General features: G+C 66.3%; 14 protein-coding genes. 9 read left to right on the top strand and 5 right to left on the bottom strand.

Going from position 1 to position 16865, the window contains the following annotated elements; translation table 11 throughout:
- Nucleotides 1–54 precede the first annotated feature (54 nt).
- The 3 genes from DI606_RS07070 to DI606_RS07060 all read left to right on the top strand — a co-directional run bounded on the left by DI606_RS07070 (nt 55) and on the right by DI606_RS07060 (nt 3064).
- The gene (locus DI606_RS07070) at nt 55–1659 is read left to right on the top strand and encodes a phosphoenolpyruvate carboxykinase (RefSeq protein WP_293980913.1); all 1605 of its coding nucleotides are present in this window, start codon (nt 55–57) and stop codon (nt 1657–1659) included.
- Nucleotides 1660–1770: 111 nt separating this feature from the next.
- Nucleotides 1771–2088 carry a hypothetical protein gene (locus tag DI606_RS07065; protein WP_293980911.1) on the top strand — a complete coding sequence of 106 codons (318 nt, stop codon included), beginning with the start codon at nt 1771–1773 and terminating at the stop codon, nt 2086–2088.
- A 157-nt stretch (nt 2089–2245) separates the two neighbouring features.
- Nucleotides 2246–3064 carry a ferredoxin--NADP reductase gene (locus DI606_RS07060; protein ID WP_293980909.1) on the top strand — a complete coding sequence of 273 codons (819 nt, stop codon included), beginning with the start codon at nt 2246–2248 and terminating at the stop codon, nt 3062–3064.
- Nucleotides 3065–3144: 80 nt separating this feature from the next.
- On the opposite strand, the gene DI606_RS07055 is transcribed toward DI606_RS07060, so the two are convergent.
- Complete coding sequence (locus DI606_RS07055) at nt 3145–3729, bottom strand: hypothetical protein (RefSeq protein ID WP_293980908.1); 585 nt, start codon at nt 3727–3729, stop codon at nt 3145–3147.
- 100 nt (nt 3730–3829) lie between these two features.
- A complete protein-coding gene (locus DI606_RS07050) occupies nt 3830–5656 on the bottom strand; it encodes a DUF885 family protein (protein WP_293980906.1) in 1827 nt (608 codons plus the stop codon).
- A gap of 122 nt (nt 5657–5778) precedes the next feature.
- On the opposite strand from DI606_RS07050, the gene DI606_RS07045 reads away from it, so the two are divergent.
- Nucleotides 5779–6591, top strand: a complete 813-nt coding sequence (locus DI606_RS07045; RefSeq protein ID WP_293980904.1) for a CoA ester lyase — start codon at nt 5779–5781, stop codon at nt 6589–6591.
- Nucleotides 6592–6697: 106 nt separating this feature from the next.
- Entirely contained in the window at nt 6698–7507 is an 810-nt protein-coding gene (locus DI606_RS07040) for a DUF1206 domain-containing protein (RefSeq protein ID WP_293980902.1), read from the top strand.
- Here DI606_RS07040 and ubiG read toward each other — a convergent pair.
- Nucleotides 7504–8238, bottom strand: coding sequence for a bifunctional 2-polyprenyl-6-hydroxyphenol methylase/3-demethylubiquinol 3-O-methyltransferase UbiG (gene ubiG, locus DI606_RS07035; RefSeq protein WP_293980900.1), 735 nt, complete (start codon nt 8236–8238; stop codon nt 7504–7506). The genes DI606_RS07040 and ubiG overlap by 4 nt on opposite strands.
- Before the next feature lie 140 nt (nt 8239–8378).
- On the opposite strand from ubiG, the gene DI606_RS07030 reads away from it, so the two are divergent.
- From DI606_RS07030 to DI606_RS07020, 3 genes are all read left to right on the top strand, one after another.
- Nucleotides 8379–9644 carry an aspartate kinase gene (locus DI606_RS07030; RefSeq protein ID WP_293980899.1) on the top strand — a complete coding sequence of 422 codons (1266 nt, stop codon included), beginning with the start codon at nt 8379–8381 and terminating at the stop codon, nt 9642–9644.
- 113 nt (nt 9645–9757) lie between these two features.
- Complete coding sequence (locus DI606_RS07025) at nt 9758–10771, top strand: nitronate monooxygenase (protein ID WP_293980898.1); 1014 nt, start codon at nt 9758–9760, stop codon at nt 10769–10771.
- An 83-nt stretch (nt 10772–10854) separates the two neighbouring features.
- Complete coding sequence (locus tag DI606_RS07020) at nt 10855–11805, top strand: hypothetical protein (protein WP_293980896.1); 951 nt, start codon at nt 10855–10857, stop codon at nt 11803–11805.
- Nucleotides 11806–11879: 74 nt separating this feature from the next.
- Here the strand turns inward: DI606_RS07020 and DI606_RS07015 are convergent, their stop codons facing one another.
- Complete coding sequence (locus DI606_RS07015) at nt 11880–13046, bottom strand: pyridoxal phosphate-dependent aminotransferase (RefSeq protein WP_293980895.1); 1167 nt, start codon at nt 13044–13046, stop codon at nt 11880–11882.
- Between the two features lie 214 nt (nt 13047–13260).
- Nucleotides 13261–14418, bottom strand: coding sequence for a pyridoxal phosphate-dependent aminotransferase (locus DI606_RS07010; protein WP_293980948.1), 1158 nt, complete (start codon nt 14416–14418; stop codon nt 13261–13263).
- A gap of 167 nt (nt 14419–14585) precedes the next feature.
- Here DI606_RS07010 and ptsP point away from each other — a divergent pair, with 167 nt between their 5' ends.
- Nucleotides 14586–16859 (top strand): phosphoenolpyruvate--protein phosphotransferase, encoded by a 2274-nt coding sequence (ptsP, locus tag DI606_RS07005; RefSeq protein WP_293980894.1) that lies wholly within the window; start codon nt 14586–14588, stop codon nt 16857–16859.
- Nucleotides 16860–16865: the final 6 nt, after the last annotated feature.

Genomic DNA, 16865 nt, shown 5'->3' with positions numbered 1-16865 from the left:
GGATCGGCTGTCCTTTCGAACAAGGCGCCGACATCAACATATAGGAGCTACGGCGTGCAGGCCAAATCCTCAATCACCCTGGCGGACCAGGGCATCGCCACTCATGCCACCCAGCATTGGAACCTCGGCACCGCGCCGCTCGTCGAAGCAGCCGTTCGCAATGGCGAGGGCCAGCTATCGAAGGACGGCCCGCTGGTCGTCAAGACCGGCAAGCATACCGGTCGCAGCGCGAAGGACAAGTTCATCGTCCGCGACGCCGAAACCGAAGGCACCGTCTGGTGGGGCAACACCAACGTTCCCATGACGCCGGCTCATTTCGCCGCGCTCAAGGAGGATTTCTTCAAGGCGCTGGGCGAAAAGGACACGCTCTATGTCGCCGACCTGTTCGGCGGATCGCAGCCCGAACATCGCGTCAACGTGCGCGTCATCAATGAATTTGCGTGGCACAACCTGTTCATCCGCACGTTGCTGGTCCGTCCGACGGCGCAGGAACTGGCAGGCTTCGCGCCCGAATATACGATCGTCGACCTGCCGAGCTTCCGCGCCGATCCGGCCCGCCACGGTTGCCGCAGCGAAACCGTGATCGCGGTCAACTTCACCGAAAAGCTGATCCTGATCGGCGGCACCGCCTATGCCGGTGAGATGAAGAAGTCGGTGTTCGGCATCCTCAACTATCTGCTGCCGGTCAAGGGCGTGATGCCGATGCACTGTTCGGCCAATATCGGTTCGAACGGCGACACGGCGGTGTTCTTCGGCCTGTCCGGCACCGGCAAGACGACGTTGTCGGCTGACGCCAGCCGCACGCTGATCGGGGATGACGAGCATGGCTGGTCGGACACGGCGGTCTTCAATTTCGAAGGCGGCTGCTACGCCAAGATGATCAACCTGTCGGCCGAGGCAGAGCCGGAGATCTTCGCCACGACGAAGCGGTTCGGCACGGTGCTCGAAAATGTCGTGATGGACGAAGAGACGCGCGTCATCGACCTCGACGACAACAGCCTCGCGGAAAACAGCCGCGGTTCCTATCCGATCGACTTCATCCCGAACACGTCGGAAAAGAATCTGGGTCCGGTGCCCAAGAACATCATCTTCCTCACCGCCGACGCCTATGGCGTGCTGCCGCCGATCGCGCGGCTGACGCCCGAGCAGGCGATGTATCACTTCCTCTCGGGCTACACCGCGCGCGTCGCGGGGACCGAGATCGGCGTGACAGAGCCGACCGCGACCTTCTCGACCTGTTTCGGCGCGCCGTTCATGCCGCGCCACCCCAGCGTCTACGGGAACCTGCTCAAGGAGCGGATCAACAAGGGCGGCGTCACCTGCTGGCTGGTCAACACCGGCTGGGCGGGCGGCAAGGCGACGATGCCGGGGATCAAGCGTATGCCGATCAAGGTGACGCGCGCGCTGCTCAATGCCGCGCTCGACGGCAGCCTCAACAGCGCGCAATTCCGCACCGACCCCAATTTCGGCTTCGAAGTGCCGGTGGCGGTGAATGGCGTCGACTCGACCATCCTCGATCCGCGCGCGATGTGGGCGGACAAGGACGCCTACGATGCGACCGCCGCCACGCTGGTGAAGGCGTTCGTCGACAATTTCTCCCAGTTCGAGGATCATGTGGACGACGGCGTCCGCAGCGCGGCGCTGGTCGCCGCCGCCTGATCCTGGACGGAGCGTCAACGAAGGGGCCGGGGGCGTCATGCCTTCCGGCCCCTTTTGCTTTGGCGCCATCGGGCTGCTATCTTCGGTTTTCCGATGGTTTGAAATGGAGTGATGGGCGTGTTCGACGATCTGATCGGCAAGATGGGCGGCCTTGAGGCGGTGGCGGCGCAGGTCGGGCTGGAACCTGCGCAGATGCAGGCCCTGATGAGCGAGATCGCGGCAAAGATCGGGTCGGGCGAAACCGGCGTTGCGGCACTGGCCGAGGTGGCGGCGGAACATGGCGTGTCGGCCGACGCGCTTCAGGGTCTGCTCAGCAACCTGACCGGGCCGGAGGGTTTCCTCGGCCAACTGGGCGGCCTGTTCGACCGCGATGGCGACGGCAATCCGCTGAATGAACTGGGCGGCCTTGCCAAGGGGCTGTTCGGCTGAGCCGACCGACAACCTAGAGCGGGCGGTTTAGTGGCCCCAAGTTTTTTTGGCCTTGCCTTCGCAGGGCGGAAGGGCCAATCCGCGAACATCGCCATTATTGCGAACGATCCGCAACTGGCCGACTGCCAAGGGGCCGCTACAGCACGAGGACGAAGAGTTGACCGACGTGACGACCGAAAAGCCGGCATTGGAACCGACCGGCGCACTTTCCGTGGAGACCGTGCTGTCGGTCAGGCACTGGAACGAGCATCTCTTCAGCTTCCGCATCACTCGCCCGGCAAGCTTCCGCTTCCGTTCCGGCGAGTTCGTGATGATCGGCCTGCCCGGCGACAACGGCAAGCCGCTGCTGCGCGCCTATTCGGTCGCCAGCCCGAGCTGGGACGAGGAGATCGAGTTCCTGTCGATCAAGGTGCAGGACGGCCCGCTGACCTCCAGGCTTCAGCTTATCCAGCCGGGCGACCAGATCTACCTTGGCCGCAAGCCGACCGGCACGCTCGTCACCGACGCGCTTCTGCCGGGCAAGCGGCTCATCATGCTGTCGACCGGCACGGGCCTTGCTCCGTTCCTCAGCCTGTCGCGCGATCCCGATGTCTACGAATATTACGAGCAGGTGGTGATCGTCCATTCGGTCCGCCGTGTGTCCGACCTTGCCTTCCGTGACGAACTGGAGGCGAAGTGGGCCGACGATCCGCTGGTGTCGGAACAGGCGCCCGCGCAATTCCACTATGTCTCGACCGTGACCCGCGAACCGTTCGACGGGCACACGCAGCGCATCGACAAGCTGGTCGAGAGCGGCGCGTTGTTCGATGGCATTCCGGGCGCGGCGACGTTCGACCCCGAAACCGACCGGATCATGATGTGCGGCAGCATGGAGATGATCAAGCAGTTCGGCGCCTATTTCGAAGGCGCGGGTTTCACCGAAGGATCGAACGCCGCGCCGGGGCAGTTCGTGATCGAGCGGGCATTCGTCGGCTGAACGCTGCCGACATGGATATCGTAAAGGAGCCGGGGAGCGATCCTTCCGGCTCTTTTCCGTTTCAGGTTACCGTTCGCCGCTTACCAGGCCCGCCACTTCTTTTGCAAAAGCCACGGATCGACGGCGATTTCGCCATCGTCCCGGTCGCTGCCCGGAATCATCGCGACTCGCCGGCCCGACGGACGGGTGAGGAACACCGGGTTATAGGAACCGCCTTCGGGACGGTACCGGTAACGATGCGTCTGCACCAGCAGGTCGCCCTTGTACGGGCCGGTCCGCATCACCCGCAGCACCGACCCGGGGCCGACCGGCGTTACGGCATCGGTCTTGAGATCGAACCGATGGACATAAGCCGAACTGGGCGAGGCGTCGGCGCTGCTGAAGTAGATCGCGCCACCGTCGGGCGAGAACAAGGGGTGAGACAGGTTGGCCAGATTACGGCCATAATCGGCATTCCAGCGCGACAGGAGCAGGCGACGTTCGCCATGATCCCGCGAGCGCAGGACAAGCGCCTGCGCGCCCGACCCATTGTCGTCGCCCTTGCCTACGGACACGATGGCGACCGTATCGCGCCCGTCCGGCGATGGGGCCGAATCCTGCGCATGGGCGCATGGGGCGGCGAGGATGATCGTCGCGCTCGTCACGGCAAGCCAATTGATGCGCATCGCTGTTTCCGCTTCGTCCGGCTATCGGATCGGCGTCGGTCTGGCCTCCGCCGCCGCTTCAGAATGCACGGGATGCGGCAAAAGGCAAGACATGCGCTCGTCAGGCCCCCCGCCGCCCCTTCACCCATGCGTCCACATTCCCCGCCAGCACCGTCATCGGCACGCCGCCCCCCTTTACCACCATGTCATTGAACAGGCGGAAATCGAAGCGGTCGCCCAGCGCCTGCTGCGCCACCGTCCGCAGACGGTTGATTTCTCCATGGCCGACTTTGTATCCGCACGCCTGCCCCGGCCAGGCGCAGTAGCGGTCAACTTCGCCCTGCACATCCTCGACCGTGGAGCCGTTGGTGCTCGCGAACCACTGGATCGCATGGTCGCGCGTCCAGCGCTTGGCGTGAAGCCCTGTGTCCACCACCAGCCGGCAGCAGCGATAGGCGATCGACTGGAGATAACCCAGCCGCCCCGCCGGGTCGCCCTCATACGCGCCCAGTTCGTCGCCCAGTTGCTCGGCATAGAGCGCCCAGCCTTCGGAATAGGCGTTGAAGGCAAGGAGCGACCGGATAAGCGGCAGTTTGTAGGTATATTCGCCCTGCCAGATATGGCCCGGTATCCCCTCATGATAGCAGAGCGTGGGCAACGCATAGCGCGGCCAGATGCCGGTATCGCGCAGGTTGATATAGTAGTTGCCAGGCACCGAGCCGTCGATCGTGCCCGCTCCGGCATAGGCCCCCGGCGCGCCCGCCTCGATCTCCACCGGTACGCGCTTGACGATGAGCTTGGCGGGCACCAGCGTCGCGAATGCGCGGGGCAGGCGAGTGCGGATGTCGGCCAGCCGACCGTCGATATAGGAAAGGATCTGCGCCCGGCCCTTGTCGTCATTGGGGAAGAGGTAGCGCGGGTCCTTGCCCATCGCGGTCATGCGCTCGCCCACCGTGCCCTTGGTCATGCCCAGCCCCTTGAGCAGGCCGTCCATCTGGCCCTGAAGCACGGCAAGCTGTTCGAGCCCGAGCCGGTGCACCTCCTCCGGCGACATGCGCGTCGTCGTGCCCGCCTGAAGGGCCCAGGCGTAATAATCCTCGCCCTGCGGCAGCTTCCACACCCCCGCATCCATCGTCGCGGTGGCACGCTGGCGGCGGAGTTCGGCGATCTGCGCGCCGAGCGCGGGGGCGATGCTGTCCCGCGCGATGGCGGCGGCCTTGCCCGCATAGTCGCCGCCCATGTCCTTCGTGCGGCGGGCGATCGATGCGACCGGCACCCACTGGTCGACGGGCTGGCCCTGCACGCTCGTCATCTGGTTCAGCGTCTTGTCGAGCAGGAAGGCGGGCGCGACCACGCCGATCCCCGCGTCATGGCGCAACCGCTCGGTTTCTCCGGCAAGATTGGCGGCATAGGCGCTGAGCCGCGCGAGATAGGCGTCGGCGTCGGCGGCGTTCTTGATCGGGTGGTTGCTGTCGAGGAAATCGGGCGTCTCGACAAAGCTGCCGGTGTTCTGCGCGACCGCATAGGGGCTGTTGCGATAGGACCAGTTGCTGTTCATCATCGCCATGTCGCCGAAGGGGAAGGCAAAGCCCCGGTCGGCCAGTTCGTGCGCGGCCAGCACCACGTCCACGTCGGTGCGGGTCGATGGCGACAGCGCGGCACGGTCGAGCGCGCGCAGCTTCGCCAGCCTCGCCTTCACATGCGCGGCGATGCGCGCCTGCCCGGCGGGCGACCTGTCGCCGAGGCGCGAGCGGAGCGCGGCGCGCGGGCCTGTGTCGACGCCCAGTCCGCTCGCGCTTTCGGGTGCGTCGGCCATCATCGCTTCGGCCATGTCGGCCAGCATCGCTTCGGCATGGGCATCCGCCCCCTGCGCCGCGCGCGCGGGCAGGGCGGTCAGGGCAAGGGCGGAGGAACCCGCAATCAGGAAGTCGCGGCGGCTGGTCGGCATGGGGTTTGGCTCCTTGAAAGGACAGACGCATCCCTTGGCATATTATGGCCCGGTGCGAAAAGGGCTGGCGCATTGCGAACGCGGCATTAGGCAGGCGACACCGGTTTTATGGGAGACATGCCATGTTGCTGCGCCACGCCCGTTCGCTGCTGTTCCTGCCCGCGTCCAACCCGCGCGCTATCGCCAAAGCGCGGGATCTACCCTGCGACATGGTGATTCTGGATCTGGAGGATGCGGTGCCCGCCCATGCCAAGCAGGCCGCGCTCGACGGCGCGGTCGAGGCGTTGACGCAGGGTTTCGGCAGGCGTCTGGCCGCCGTGCGCATCAATGCCGAGGACACGCCCAGCCACGGGGCGGAGATGGTCGCGATCAAGGGCGGCGCGGCCCATTATGTCGTCCTGCCCAAGGTGGAAAGCGCGCGGCAGGTGAAGGATGTGTTCGGCGTGACGCAAAAGCCCGTCATCGCCATGATCGAAAGCGCGCGCGGCGTGCTGGCGGCGCCGGCCATCGCGGCGCAGGAAGGCTGCGCGGGCCTTTTCATGGGCAATAACGACCTGCGCCGCGACCTCGGCATCCCGCCGTCTGCCGACCGCGCCGGGCTTTCGCACGCGATGCAGGCGGTGGTGCTGGCCGCGCGGGCGGCGGGCATTGCGGTGTTCGACGGCGTCTTCAACCGGCTGGACGACGAAACCGGGCTGGAAATCGAATGCGCGCAAGGCCATGCGCTGGGTTTCGACGGCAAGACGCTGATCCATCCGGGGCAGATTCCCGTCGCCAACCAGATTTTCGGCCCCGACGCGCAGGCCGTGGCCGATGCCCGCCGCCTGATCGAAGCGGCGACCGACGGCGCCGAACGGTTCGAAGGCCGCATGATCGAAACCATGCATGTCGAAGAAGCCCGCGCCATCGTCTCCAGGGCGGAAGCGGTGGCCTGACCGTCCGCTGTGGCGTCGCACGGTGCCTCTCCCCGGCGCCGTCCGACTGCCACAGGGAACGTACCGTCCCCTTGAGGCATTGGCGTGTCCGACAGGGAGGATGGTCATGAATTATAATCGCCGGATGACGGCCTGCGCGCGGATCGGATTTGCGGCGCGGGGGCTGGTCTACATGCTCGTGGGCTGGTTCGCGCTGGATGTCGCGCGCCACGGCGGCGAGATGACGGACAATCAGGGCGCGCTCGGCACGCTCGCCAACGCGCCGCTGGGCCATGTCCTGATGGCGGTGTGTGCGCTGGGCTTTGCCGGCTATGCGGTCTGGCGGCTGACCGAAGCGATCACCGATCCCGAAGGACGCAGCCGCACGATGAAGGGCCGGTTCGAGCGGGCGGGCTATGCGATCAGCGGCATCGCGCATGTCCTGCTGGCGGTTGCCGCCGGTCGCCTCGCGCTGCGGCAGAGCGAGGCCCAAAGCGGCAGTCCCGGCGATCGCAATGCCGAAAGCTGGTCGGCCTGGTTGCTCGACCAGCCGGGTGGGCCGATGATGCTCGTCCTCGTAGGGGTAGGCTTCTTCGCCGTAGCGGCGGCGCAGGGGATGAAGGCGTACAAGGCCCGCTTCGACGATCTGGGCGGCGACGTGCCCGCTCCGCGCTATGTGCGATGGGCGGGGCGGTGCGGCTATGCGGCGCGCGCGCTGATCTTCGCGATCATCGGCTGGTTCCTGATTTCTGCCGCCACCCATCGCGACGCAGACAGGGCAGGCGGGCTGGGCGAGGCGCTGCGCCACCTGCGCGACCAGCCCGAGGGCAGCGCCATCCTGGCGATCACGGCATGCGGGCTTGCGTTGTTCGGTGTCTTCAGCCTGATCGAGGCCCGCTATCGTCGCATCCGCGTCGCCAAACCCGACTTCCTCTAGGTCGCGCGGTGCCGGGCGGTCAGCAGATAGTTGATCGCCTTGTTGTTCGACAGCGCGAAGCCCCGCGCCGGATCGAAGCCAAGGCCGCTGCTGTCGATCACTTCCAGACCCGCCGCTTCCAGCAGCGCGGTCAGTTCGTCGGGCGTCAGGAACTTGCCCCAGTCGTGCGTGCCCTTGGGAATGCCGCCGACGCTTTCGCCGATGGCGATCATGGCGATGCGGGAAAGCGGCGTTCGGTTGGGGGTCGACAGGATCATCAGCCCGTCCGGCGCGAGCCTTGCCGCCAGCGCGGCGACGAACGCGGCGGGATCGGCCACATGCTCGATCACTTCCATCGAGGTTACGAGGTCGAAGCCGCTCTCTTCCATTTGTTCGACCGGGGTGGCGCGATAGTCGATGGCAAGGCCCTGTCCCTGCGCATGGGCCTGCGCCGCCGCGATATTCTCCGGCGCGGCGTCTAGGCCGGTCGCCTGCGCGCCCATCCGCGCAAGCGGTTCGGTCAGCAGTCCCGCGCCGCATCCCACATCGAGCGCGCGCCGCCCGGCCAGCGGGCGAAAGCTCCGTTCGGCTCCGGGCCAGTGCGCGTCGATGGCAGCGCGGATATAGGCGAGACGCACGGGATTGAGCTTGTGCAGCATCGCGCTCGACCCATCGGGGTTCCACCAGTCGGCGGCCATTTCGCCGAAATGGGCGGCTTCGCGAGGGTCGATGGTGGCGTTGCTGTCGGTCATGCCCCCTTATAGCCGCTGTGCCGGTCCTGCCTAGTCGCCGGTCGGGCTGCTTGCCATATCCGCACCGGCTGCTAAAGAAGCGCCGTTTTCGCCCCTTCGGGACATTTTCTTTCACGCAGACAGGGTGGTTCGACAAGCAAATGGCGCGCATCGTGATGAAATTCGGCGGCACCTCCATGGCGGGGATGGAGCGGATTCGCAGCGTCGCCGCCCGCGTGCGCCATGTCGTCGAACAGGGGCATGAAGTCGCCGTCGTCGTATCGGCCATGGCGGGGGAGACGGACCGGCTGGTCGGTTTCTGCAAGGAAGCATCCGCCCTCTACGACCCCGCCGAATACGATGTCGTGGTCGCAGCGGGCGAACAGGTGACGAGCGGCCTTCTGGCGATGACGCTGAAAGCGATGGGCGTGGACGCGCGCAGCTGGCTCGGCTGGCAGCTTCCGATCCGCACGATCGAAGCCCATGCCAAGGCCCGCATCTCCACCATCGACACCGACGCGCTGATCGCCGCGATGGGCAGCGGCCAGGTTGCCGTCATCCCCGGCTTTCAGGGCATGATGGAGGATGGCCGCGTCTCGACGCTGGGGCGCGGCGGGTCCGATACCTCTGCGGTCGCGGTGGCGGCGGCGGTGAAGGCCGACCGCTGCGACATCTATACCGATGTGGACGGCGTCTACACCACCGACCCGCGCATCGTCGCCCGCGCCCGCAAGCTAGACCTCGTCACCTATGAAGAGATGCTGGAACTGGCGTCCGTGGGCGCAAAGGTGCTTCAGACCCGCTCGGTCGGCCTCGCCATGAAGGAAGGCGTGGTCGTGCAGGTGCTTTCTTCCTTCGATGATCCCTCCCAGGACGACCTTCCCGGCACGCTGATCGTGAGCGACGAGGAACTGGACGCCAAGCTCAAGGAAACCAAGATGGAACGTCAGCTCATCACCGGCATCGCCCACGACAAGAACGAGGCGAAGATCATCGTCACCCGCGTGCCCGACAAGCCGGGCGCGGTTGCCAACATCTTCGGGCCGCTGGCGGACGCGGCGATCAACGTCGACATGATCATCCAGAACGACAGCAAGGACAATGAGGAGACGGACGTGACCTTCACCGTCCCGCGCGCCGACCTTGCCCGCAGCGTCGATATCCTGGAAGCCAACCGGGACGGCATCGGCTTTCGCCGCATCATCACCGATACCGAAGTCGCCAAGATCAGCGTCGTCGGCGTCGGGATGCGCAGCCATGCCGGGGTCGCCGCGACGATGTTCAAGACGCTGGCCGACCGCGGCATCAACATCGAGGCGATCTCCACCAGCGAAATCAAGGTCAGCGTGCTGATCGACGAGGATGAGACCGAACTCGCCGTGCGCGTGCTCCACACCGCCTATGGCCTCGACGCGCCCGCCGCTTGATTTTTCGCCTCTCCCCCTTCAGGGGAAGGACATGGACGGGGAGGCGGCTGTCGTCGCCTCCATCGGCCCTTCCCGGTCCGGGAGGGGCTTTTTGATTCTCGAAGGCTGACATCATGACCCACGCCAGACTTTCCTCCCTCATGGCCCGCGGTGCCGCATTCTTCGGCTCCGAAACGGCGATCCTGTGCGGGGCGATGAGCTGGGTGAGCGAACGCAACCTCGTGTCGGCCATGTCCAATGCAGGCGGCTTCGGCGTGATCGCGTGCGGGGCGATGACGCCCGACCTGCTGGATGCGGAGATCGTGGCGACGAAGGCGCTGACCGACCGGCCCTTCGGCGTCAACCTCATCACCATGCACCCGCAGCTTTTCGACCTGATCGACGTGTGCGCGCGGCATGCGGTCGGCCATATCGTGCTGGCGGGCGGCCTGCCGCCCAAGGGCAGCATCGAGGCGATCAAGGAAAAGGGCGCGAAGCTCATCTGCTTCGCACCCGCGCTCGCCCTGGCCAAGAAGCTGGCGCGGTCGGGCGTCGACGCGCTGGTGGTCGAGGGGATGGAAGCGGGCGGCCATATCGGTCCTGTCTCCACCAGCGTGCTGGCGCAGGAAATCCTGCCCGAAATGGCGGGCCAGCTGCCGGTGTTCGTCGCAGGCGGCATCGGACGGGGCGAGGCGATCGCCGCCTATCTCGAAATGGGCGCGGCGGGCGTGCAGCTGGGCACCCGCTTTGCCTGCGCGACCGAAAGCATCGCGCATCCCGCCTTCAAGAAGGCGTTCTTCCGCGCATCGGCCCGCGATGCCGTCGCGAGTGTCCAGATCGACGCGCGCCTGCCGGTGATCCCCGTGCGCGCGCTCAAGAATGCGGGTACGGAAAGCTTCACCGCCAAGCAGCGTGAAGTGGCCAACCTGCTCGACAGCGGCACCATCGAGATGATGGAGGCGCAGCTTCAGATCGAGCATTACTGGGCGGGTGCGCTGCGCCGCGCGGTGATCGACGGCGATGTCGAGGGCGGATCGCTGATGGCGGGCCAGTCGGTCGGCATGGTGACGAAGGAAGAGCCGGTCGCTGCGATCATCGCCCAGCTGCTGGACGAAGCGGCGCAGGCGCTGGAGCGGCGAGCCGCCTGAAACCGTGCGACGAACCGAGTCGCACAGGCATTTCCACGCGGGGCATTGCCCGGCATGAGGGGGCTTGTCCCACGGAGAAGTTGATGTTCGCGACCCGCCGTTCCCTTGCGCGCCTGACGCTGGTGTCGCTCAGCGTTCTTGCCGCCTGCTCGACACCTCCGCCGCCCCCGCCGCCCGCGCCCCCGCCGCCGGTCGTCCCCACCATCCGGCCCACCCCGCCCGACAATGCTGTCGAGGGGATGAGCATCCCGGAAAAGGGGGCGGACGGCAAATATCTGACCGCCAATCGCGGTGTCACGTCGAATACGGCGCTCTGGCACGTGCGCATGGCGCTCAACGTCGCGGCGCTCAACTGCGACAAATATGGGTCGGCGGCGCGGACCCAGTATAACCAGATCCTGTCGGTCCACCGCGACATCCTCGACAGCGCCAACGACGCGGTCGATCGCAACTATACCGTCGCCTATGGCCGCTCGGCGGTGGGCACGCGCGAACGGCTCAACACCGTGGTCTACAATTTCTTCGCGCTGCCGCCCGTCATCAAGCATTTCTGCCCGGTCGCGACGGCTGTGGGGGCCAAGGTGCTTGCAACCCCCGCGTCGCAGATGCTGGCGCTGGCGCCCGGATGGCTGGCCGAACTGGAAAAGCCGTTCCAGGATTTCTACGCGGCCTATGCCGATTATCTGCGGCGGCTGGCCGAATGGCAGTCGCGCTTCGGGGCGACGGTGACGCTGCGCCTGTCGCCCACACCCCTGCCGCCCCCGCCGGTGCCGCCGGGCGAAGCGCCCGCGAACTGGCGGCCGGGCATGGCGACGCCGCCTTCGTCGATGGGCCTGCCCGCGACTGCGCCCGTCCCGTCGACCGGTGCGACGGTCCAGGCGGTGCCGCCGCCTGCCGCTACGTCCGCCCCCGCGTCCACGGTACAGGCCGTGCCGGGCGAAGTGCCGCCCGGGCCGCCGCCCGTGGCCCGCACGCTGCCTGCCAACAGCGATCCCAAGCTGGTGGTCCAGCCGCTGCCGTCCGGCAACGAATAAGCGCCTGCGGGCCCCGTGAAAAAGGGCGCTCCTTGCCGGAGCGCCCTTCCTTCGCGACCTTCGGATAAAATGTCCTAAGCCTTGTAGACCTTGTCCACGGCGGCGCGGAACTTGGCCATGTCGTCCGCCGAACCCACGGTCACGCGCGATACCGTGGGCCAGATCGGCCAGTTACGCCCGATCTGAACCTTTTCCGGTGTGGCGAGCATGGCGGCCTGCATGTCCTTGGCTGGTTTTTTCCAGTCCATCATGAACATATTGGCCTGGCTGCCCGGCTGGACGGCGATGCCCTTTTTGGTGAGCCAGGCGATGGTTTCGTCGCGGTTGGCGATCATCTCGCTGCGGCGGGCCTTGATGAGCGCGGCTTCCTTATAGACCGCGTTGCCGCAATGCATCGCCGTGATCGCGAGGCCGCCCGCCGACGGGCCGAACAGCATGATGCGCTTCTGCACGTCGGGATCGGCGAAGGTAAGGCCGAGCCGCACGCCCGCCATCCCGAACAGCTTGGAAAAGGTCCGCATGACGATGATGTCCTTGCGGGTGCCGATCAGGCTGGCGGCGCTGGGCGCTTCGGAGAAGTGGATATAGGCTTCGTCGACCAGCAGCATCGCGTCGGCGGGCTTGTTGTCGAGCAGCCATTTGATGTCGGCCAGCGGCGTGATCGTGCCGGTCGGGTTGTTGGGCGTGCAGATATAATAGAGGCCCGCATTCGGGTTGGCGGCCAGCATGGCCTTGACGTCATGGCCCTTGCCGATGGGCTGCGGCACCTTGACGACCGGGGCCTTCACATAGTCGGCGGTGCGCCAGGCGGATTCGAAGGTCGGGTCGGCGGTGACCAGCCCCTTGGTGGGCGAGCAATAGGCCGCCACGATGCTGACCAGCGGCCCGCCCGAACCGGGCCAGGGCATGACCTGCGCTTCGGGAATGCCCTCGACGGCAGCGACCGTCTTGATGAGGTCGCCGCGATAATTGTCCGGATCGTACCAGTTGCCGAACGATGCGGCTTCGGCGGCAGCCTGCACGCCCGAGGGGAAGGGGCCGGCCCAGCATTCGTTGGAGCCGATCCGCACCGCGCCCTTGACCCCACGCGCGGCCTGTTGCTGCGCCAGGGCGGCGGCGGGCAGCAGCGCGCTGGCGGCGACGCCTGCGCCCACCAGCGCGGTGATCTCGGCCAGCTGGCGGCGCGAATAGCCGCGATCCATCAGGTCTTCCCTGGCTTCCTTGTTCAGCATCATGGTCATGGTGTGATGTCCCCTGTCTGCGAAAAACGTCCTGCGTGCGATCGTTTTGCTTTGTCACAGGGGGAAACGAAGCGGCGGCGCATATCCGCAATGGCGGTCTGCTGTTTTTCTTTCGTCCGGGCCGCCAGCCGATACGAAACCGGCCCGCGCCTCGGGGGAGGAGGCGCGGGCCGGTCGAGCGTTCCCCCGCGCCTTCGGGCGCGGGGCGGCAGGATCAGGCCTTCCAAACCTTGTCGACGGCGGCGTTGAACGCTTCCATTTCCGCCATCGACCCGACCGACACGCGCGAGATATTGGGCCAGATGGGCCAGCTGCGCCCGATCTGCACCCCCTGCGCCAGGATGGCGTCCAGCATCGGCTTGGCGGGCTTGCCCCAATCGACCATGAACATGTTGGCCTGGCTGCCGGGGATGACCTTGATGCCCTTGGCCTTGAGGTGGCTGACCGATTTTTCGCGGGCGGCGTTCATTTCGTCGCGACGCTGCTTGATGAGCGCGGCTTCCGTCACCGAAGCGGTGCCGCACGCGACGGCGGTCATCGGCAGCATCGCCGTCACCTGACCGCCGTCGTAGCGCATCATCTTTTCCATCAGCTTGGGCGACGCGAAGGTAAGGCCAAGGCGCATCCCCGCCATGCCGAACAGCTTGGAAAAGGTGCGCAGGATCAACACGTCGTCGCGCGTCGCGGCGAGCTTCGCCGCGTTGGGGCCGTCGACCCAGTGAATATAGGCTTCGTCGACGACCAGGATCGCGTCCTTGGGCTTGTTGTTCGCCAGCCATTCGATGTCGGCGATCGGCGTCACCGTGCCGGTGGGGTTGTTGGGCGAGCAGATATAATAGACGCCCGCATTGGGGTCGGCTGCCAGCATCGCCTTCACGTCATGGGCATAATCCTTAGTCAGCGGCACTTTCTTAACCGGCGCGCCGATCCATGCGCCCGTGCGCCAGATCGCTTCGTAGGTGGGGTCCGCCGTCACGATGCCCCGCGTGGGCGAGGCGTAGGCGACCGCGACACGGCTCAGCGGATCGGACGATCCGGGCCAGGCGAGGATGCGGTCTGCCGGAATTCCTTCGACCGAAGCGACGGCGGCGAACAGCTTGGCATGTTCGTCGTCGGGTTCGTACCGATTGCCTTCCTGCGCCAATTTGGTCGCGGCGGCGACCCCGGCGGGGAAGGGGCCGGTCCAGCATTCGTTCGCGCCGATCCGCACCGCGCCCGCCACGGCCTTCGCCGCCTGCTGCGCCTGCGCTTCGGGCATGCGGACGGTCGCGGCCGCCGCGCCCAGCAGCGCTGCGGCCTTCGCCATCTGGCGGCGGGAATAGCCGCGGTCGCTCAAATCCTGTCTGAAATCCGTCTGGGTGTCGGTCGCCATCGTCCTGTCGTCCCTCTCTTCGCGGGAGCCAAGCGCCACCCGGTCATCCTGTCGGACGATTGTATCGATTGTTTCCACTATCCGAAGGGCAAAATGGATGAATAATGCATATGCCCTTATTGAAATCGCCTTGGTAAGCCCGCCGTCAATCTGGTAGCGCAACGACCATGCCCAGCACGCCCGCCGCCGCCGCCCGTCAGATCCTGGTCCGCCTTCAGGAAGTCATGGCCGCGCGCACCAGCGCGCAGGCGAAGCTCAACAAGGTGGTGGAGATTATCGGCGAATCGCTGTCGAGCGAGGTTTGTTCCATCTATCTGGTGCGCGAAGGGCTGCTCGAACTCTTCGCCACGCGCGGATTGAAGCAGGAGGCGGTCCACGTCACCCGCATGGGGAAGGGGGAGGGGCTGGTCGGCCTTATCGCCACCAATGTCGAAACGATGAACCTCGACGAAGCGGCGGCGCATCCTGACTTTTCCTACCGCCCCGAAACCGGCGAGGACATGTTCCACAGTTTCGCAGGCGTTCCGATCGTACGGCGCGAGCGTGCCATCGGCGTCCTGTGCGTGCAGCATGTGGAGCCGCGTCGCTATGAAGAAGTCGAGATCGAGGCGTTGCAGACGGTCGCCATGGTTCTGTCCGAATTGATCGCCAACGCCGAACTGGCCGACGACGGCCCGTCCGACTCGCGCGTCGCCGACACCGGCATCACGATGCTGCACGGGCTGCAACTGGTGATGGGCATGGCGCGCGGCCACGCCGTCTTCCACCAGCCGCGCATCCATGTCGAACATACGGTGGCGGAGGATACGGAGGCGGAGCGGGCGCGCGTCATCTCCGCCTTCGCCAAGATGCGCGAACAGATCGACCGCATGACCGGCGCGGCGGAATTCGGCACGGAGGGCGAGCATCAGGAGGTGCTCGAAACCTACAAGATGTTCGCCTATGACGAAGGCTGGATCCGCCGCATCAACGAGGCGATCGACAGCGGCCTCACCGCCGAGGCGGCGATCGAGCGGGTGCAGCAGCGCACGCGGATGCGGATGCGCCAGATCGACGATCCGCTGCTCCAGGACCGGATGCACGATCTGGAGGATATGGCGAATCGCCTGCTCAGGATCGTGTCGGGGCAACTGGGCACGGCGGCGACCATGGGCCTGCGGCAGGACGCGATCCTGATCGCGCGGAACCTGGGGCCTGCCGAACTGCTGGAATATGACCGCCGCAGGCTGAAGGGCGTCATATTGGAGGAAGGGTCGCTGACGGCCCATGTCACCATCGTCGCGCGCGCCATGGGCGTGCCGGTGCTGGGCCGCGTGCGCGACGTGCGGCATCAGGTGAGCGAGGGCGACCTCATCCTCATGGACGTGAACGAGAATGCGCTGCTGATCCGCCCCAGCGCCGATATGGACGAAGCGTTCGAGAACAAGCTGACCGTAACGCAGAAACGCCGTGCCGAATTTGCCGCGATGCGCGACCTGCCATCGGTGACGACCGACGGCCAGCGCGTCGAGTTGATGGTGAATGCGGGCTTGCGGGAGGATGCGCAGGCGCTCGACATCGTGGGCGCCGACGGCATCGGCCTCTTCCGCACCGAATTCCAGTTCTTGGTGTCGGCGACGCTGCCGCAGCGCGAAAAGCAGCAGCGCCTCTACAAGGACGTGCTGGACGCGGCGGGCGACCGGCCCGTCATCTTTCGCACGGTCGATATCGGCGGCGACAAGGCGCTGCCCTACATGCAGCGCGACGAGGACGAGCATGAGGATAATCCCGCGATGGGCTGGCGCGCGCTGCGCCTGGCGCTCGACCGCGATGGCCTCATGAAAGCGCAGGCCCGCGCCCTGCTGGAAGCCAGCGCTGGCAAGGTATTGAACATCATGTTCCCGATGGTGTCGGAACCCTGGGAATATGAGCAGGCCCGCGCGCTGGTGGAAGCGCAGCGGGACTGGCTGGCGGGCCAGCGCCGCAAGCTGCCCATCGCGGTCAAATATGGCGCGATGCTCGAAGTGCCCGCGCTTGCCGAAGTGCTCGACCTGCTGTTGCCGCGCATCGATTTCCTCTCGATCGGCACCAACGATCTGACGCAGTTCCTGTTCGCCGCAGACCGCGCGCATCCCCGGCTGGCCGAACGGTACGACTGGCTCAGCATCGCGATCCTGCGTTTCCTCGACCGCGTGGTGCGCGCCTGTGCCGCGCATCAGGTGCCGGTGGGCGTGTGCGGCGAAATGGGCGGGCGCACGCTCGAAGCGATGGCGCTCATCGGACTCGGCATCCGCCGCCTGTCGATCACGCCCGCATCGGTCGGGCCGGTCAAGGCGATGATCCGCGCCATCGACGCTAGTGAAGTGCAGGCGCACATGCGCGAATGGCTCGACAGCGGCCATACCGACATCCGCGCCCGGCTGGAGCGGCTGGCGGGCACGCACAATATCGAACAAGGCTGATTTCCG

Origin of the sequence: Sphingobium sp. (genome assembly GCF_003248505.1) — a bacterium.
Lineage (GTDB): Bacteria > Pseudomonadota > Alphaproteobacteria > Sphingomonadales > Sphingomonadaceae > Sphingobium.
Note: the sequence above shows the minus strand (reverse complement) of the source record. Positions and strands in the feature narration are given on the sequence as shown.

Excerpts from the sequence above, each read along its gene's own strand:
- DI606_RS07065 (WP_293980911.1), top strand. The coding sequence starts at position 1,771 with ATGGGCGTGTTCGACGATCTGATCGGCAAGATGGGCGGCCTTGAGGCG.
- DI606_RS07055 (WP_293980908.1), bottom strand. The coding sequence starts at position 3,729 with ATGCGCATCAATTGGCTTGCCGTGACGAGCGCGACGATCATCCTCGCC.
- DI606_RS07050 (WP_293980906.1), bottom strand. The coding sequence starts at position 5,656 with ATGCCGACCAGCCGCCGCGACTTCCTGATTGCGGGTTCCTCCGCCCTT.
- DI606_RS07045 (WP_293980904.1), top strand. The coding sequence starts at position 5,779 with ATGTTGCTGCGCCACGCCCGTTCGCTGCTGTTCCTGCCCGCGTCCAAC.
- DI606_RS07040 (WP_293980902.1), top strand. The coding sequence starts at position 6,698 with ATGAATTATAATCGCCGGATGACGGCCTGCGCGCGGATCGGATTTGCG.
- ubiG (WP_293980900.1), bottom strand. The coding sequence starts at position 8,238 with ATGACCGACAGCAACGCCACCATCGACCCTCGCGAAGCCGCCCATTTC.
- DI606_RS07030 (WP_293980899.1), top strand. The coding sequence starts at position 8,379 with ATGGCGCGCATCGTGATGAAATTCGGCGGCACCTCCATGGCGGGGATG.
- DI606_RS07025 (WP_293980898.1), top strand. The coding sequence starts at position 9,758 with ATGACCCACGCCAGACTTTCCTCCCTCATGGCCCGCGGTGCCGCATTC.
- DI606_RS07020 (WP_293980896.1), top strand. The coding sequence starts at position 10,855 with ATGTTCGCGACCCGCCGTTCCCTTGCGCGCCTGACGCTGGTGTCGCTC.
- DI606_RS07015 (WP_293980895.1), bottom strand. The coding sequence starts at position 13,046 with ATGACCATGATGCTGAACAAGGAAGCCAGGGAAGACCTGATGGATCGC.
- DI606_RS07010 (WP_293980948.1), bottom strand. The coding sequence starts at position 14,418 with ATGGCGACCGACACCCAGACGGATTTCAGACAGGATTTGAGCGACCGC.
- ptsP (WP_293980894.1), top strand. The coding sequence starts at position 14,586 with ATGCCCAGCACGCCCGCCGCCGCCGCCCGTCAGATCCTGGTCCGCCTT.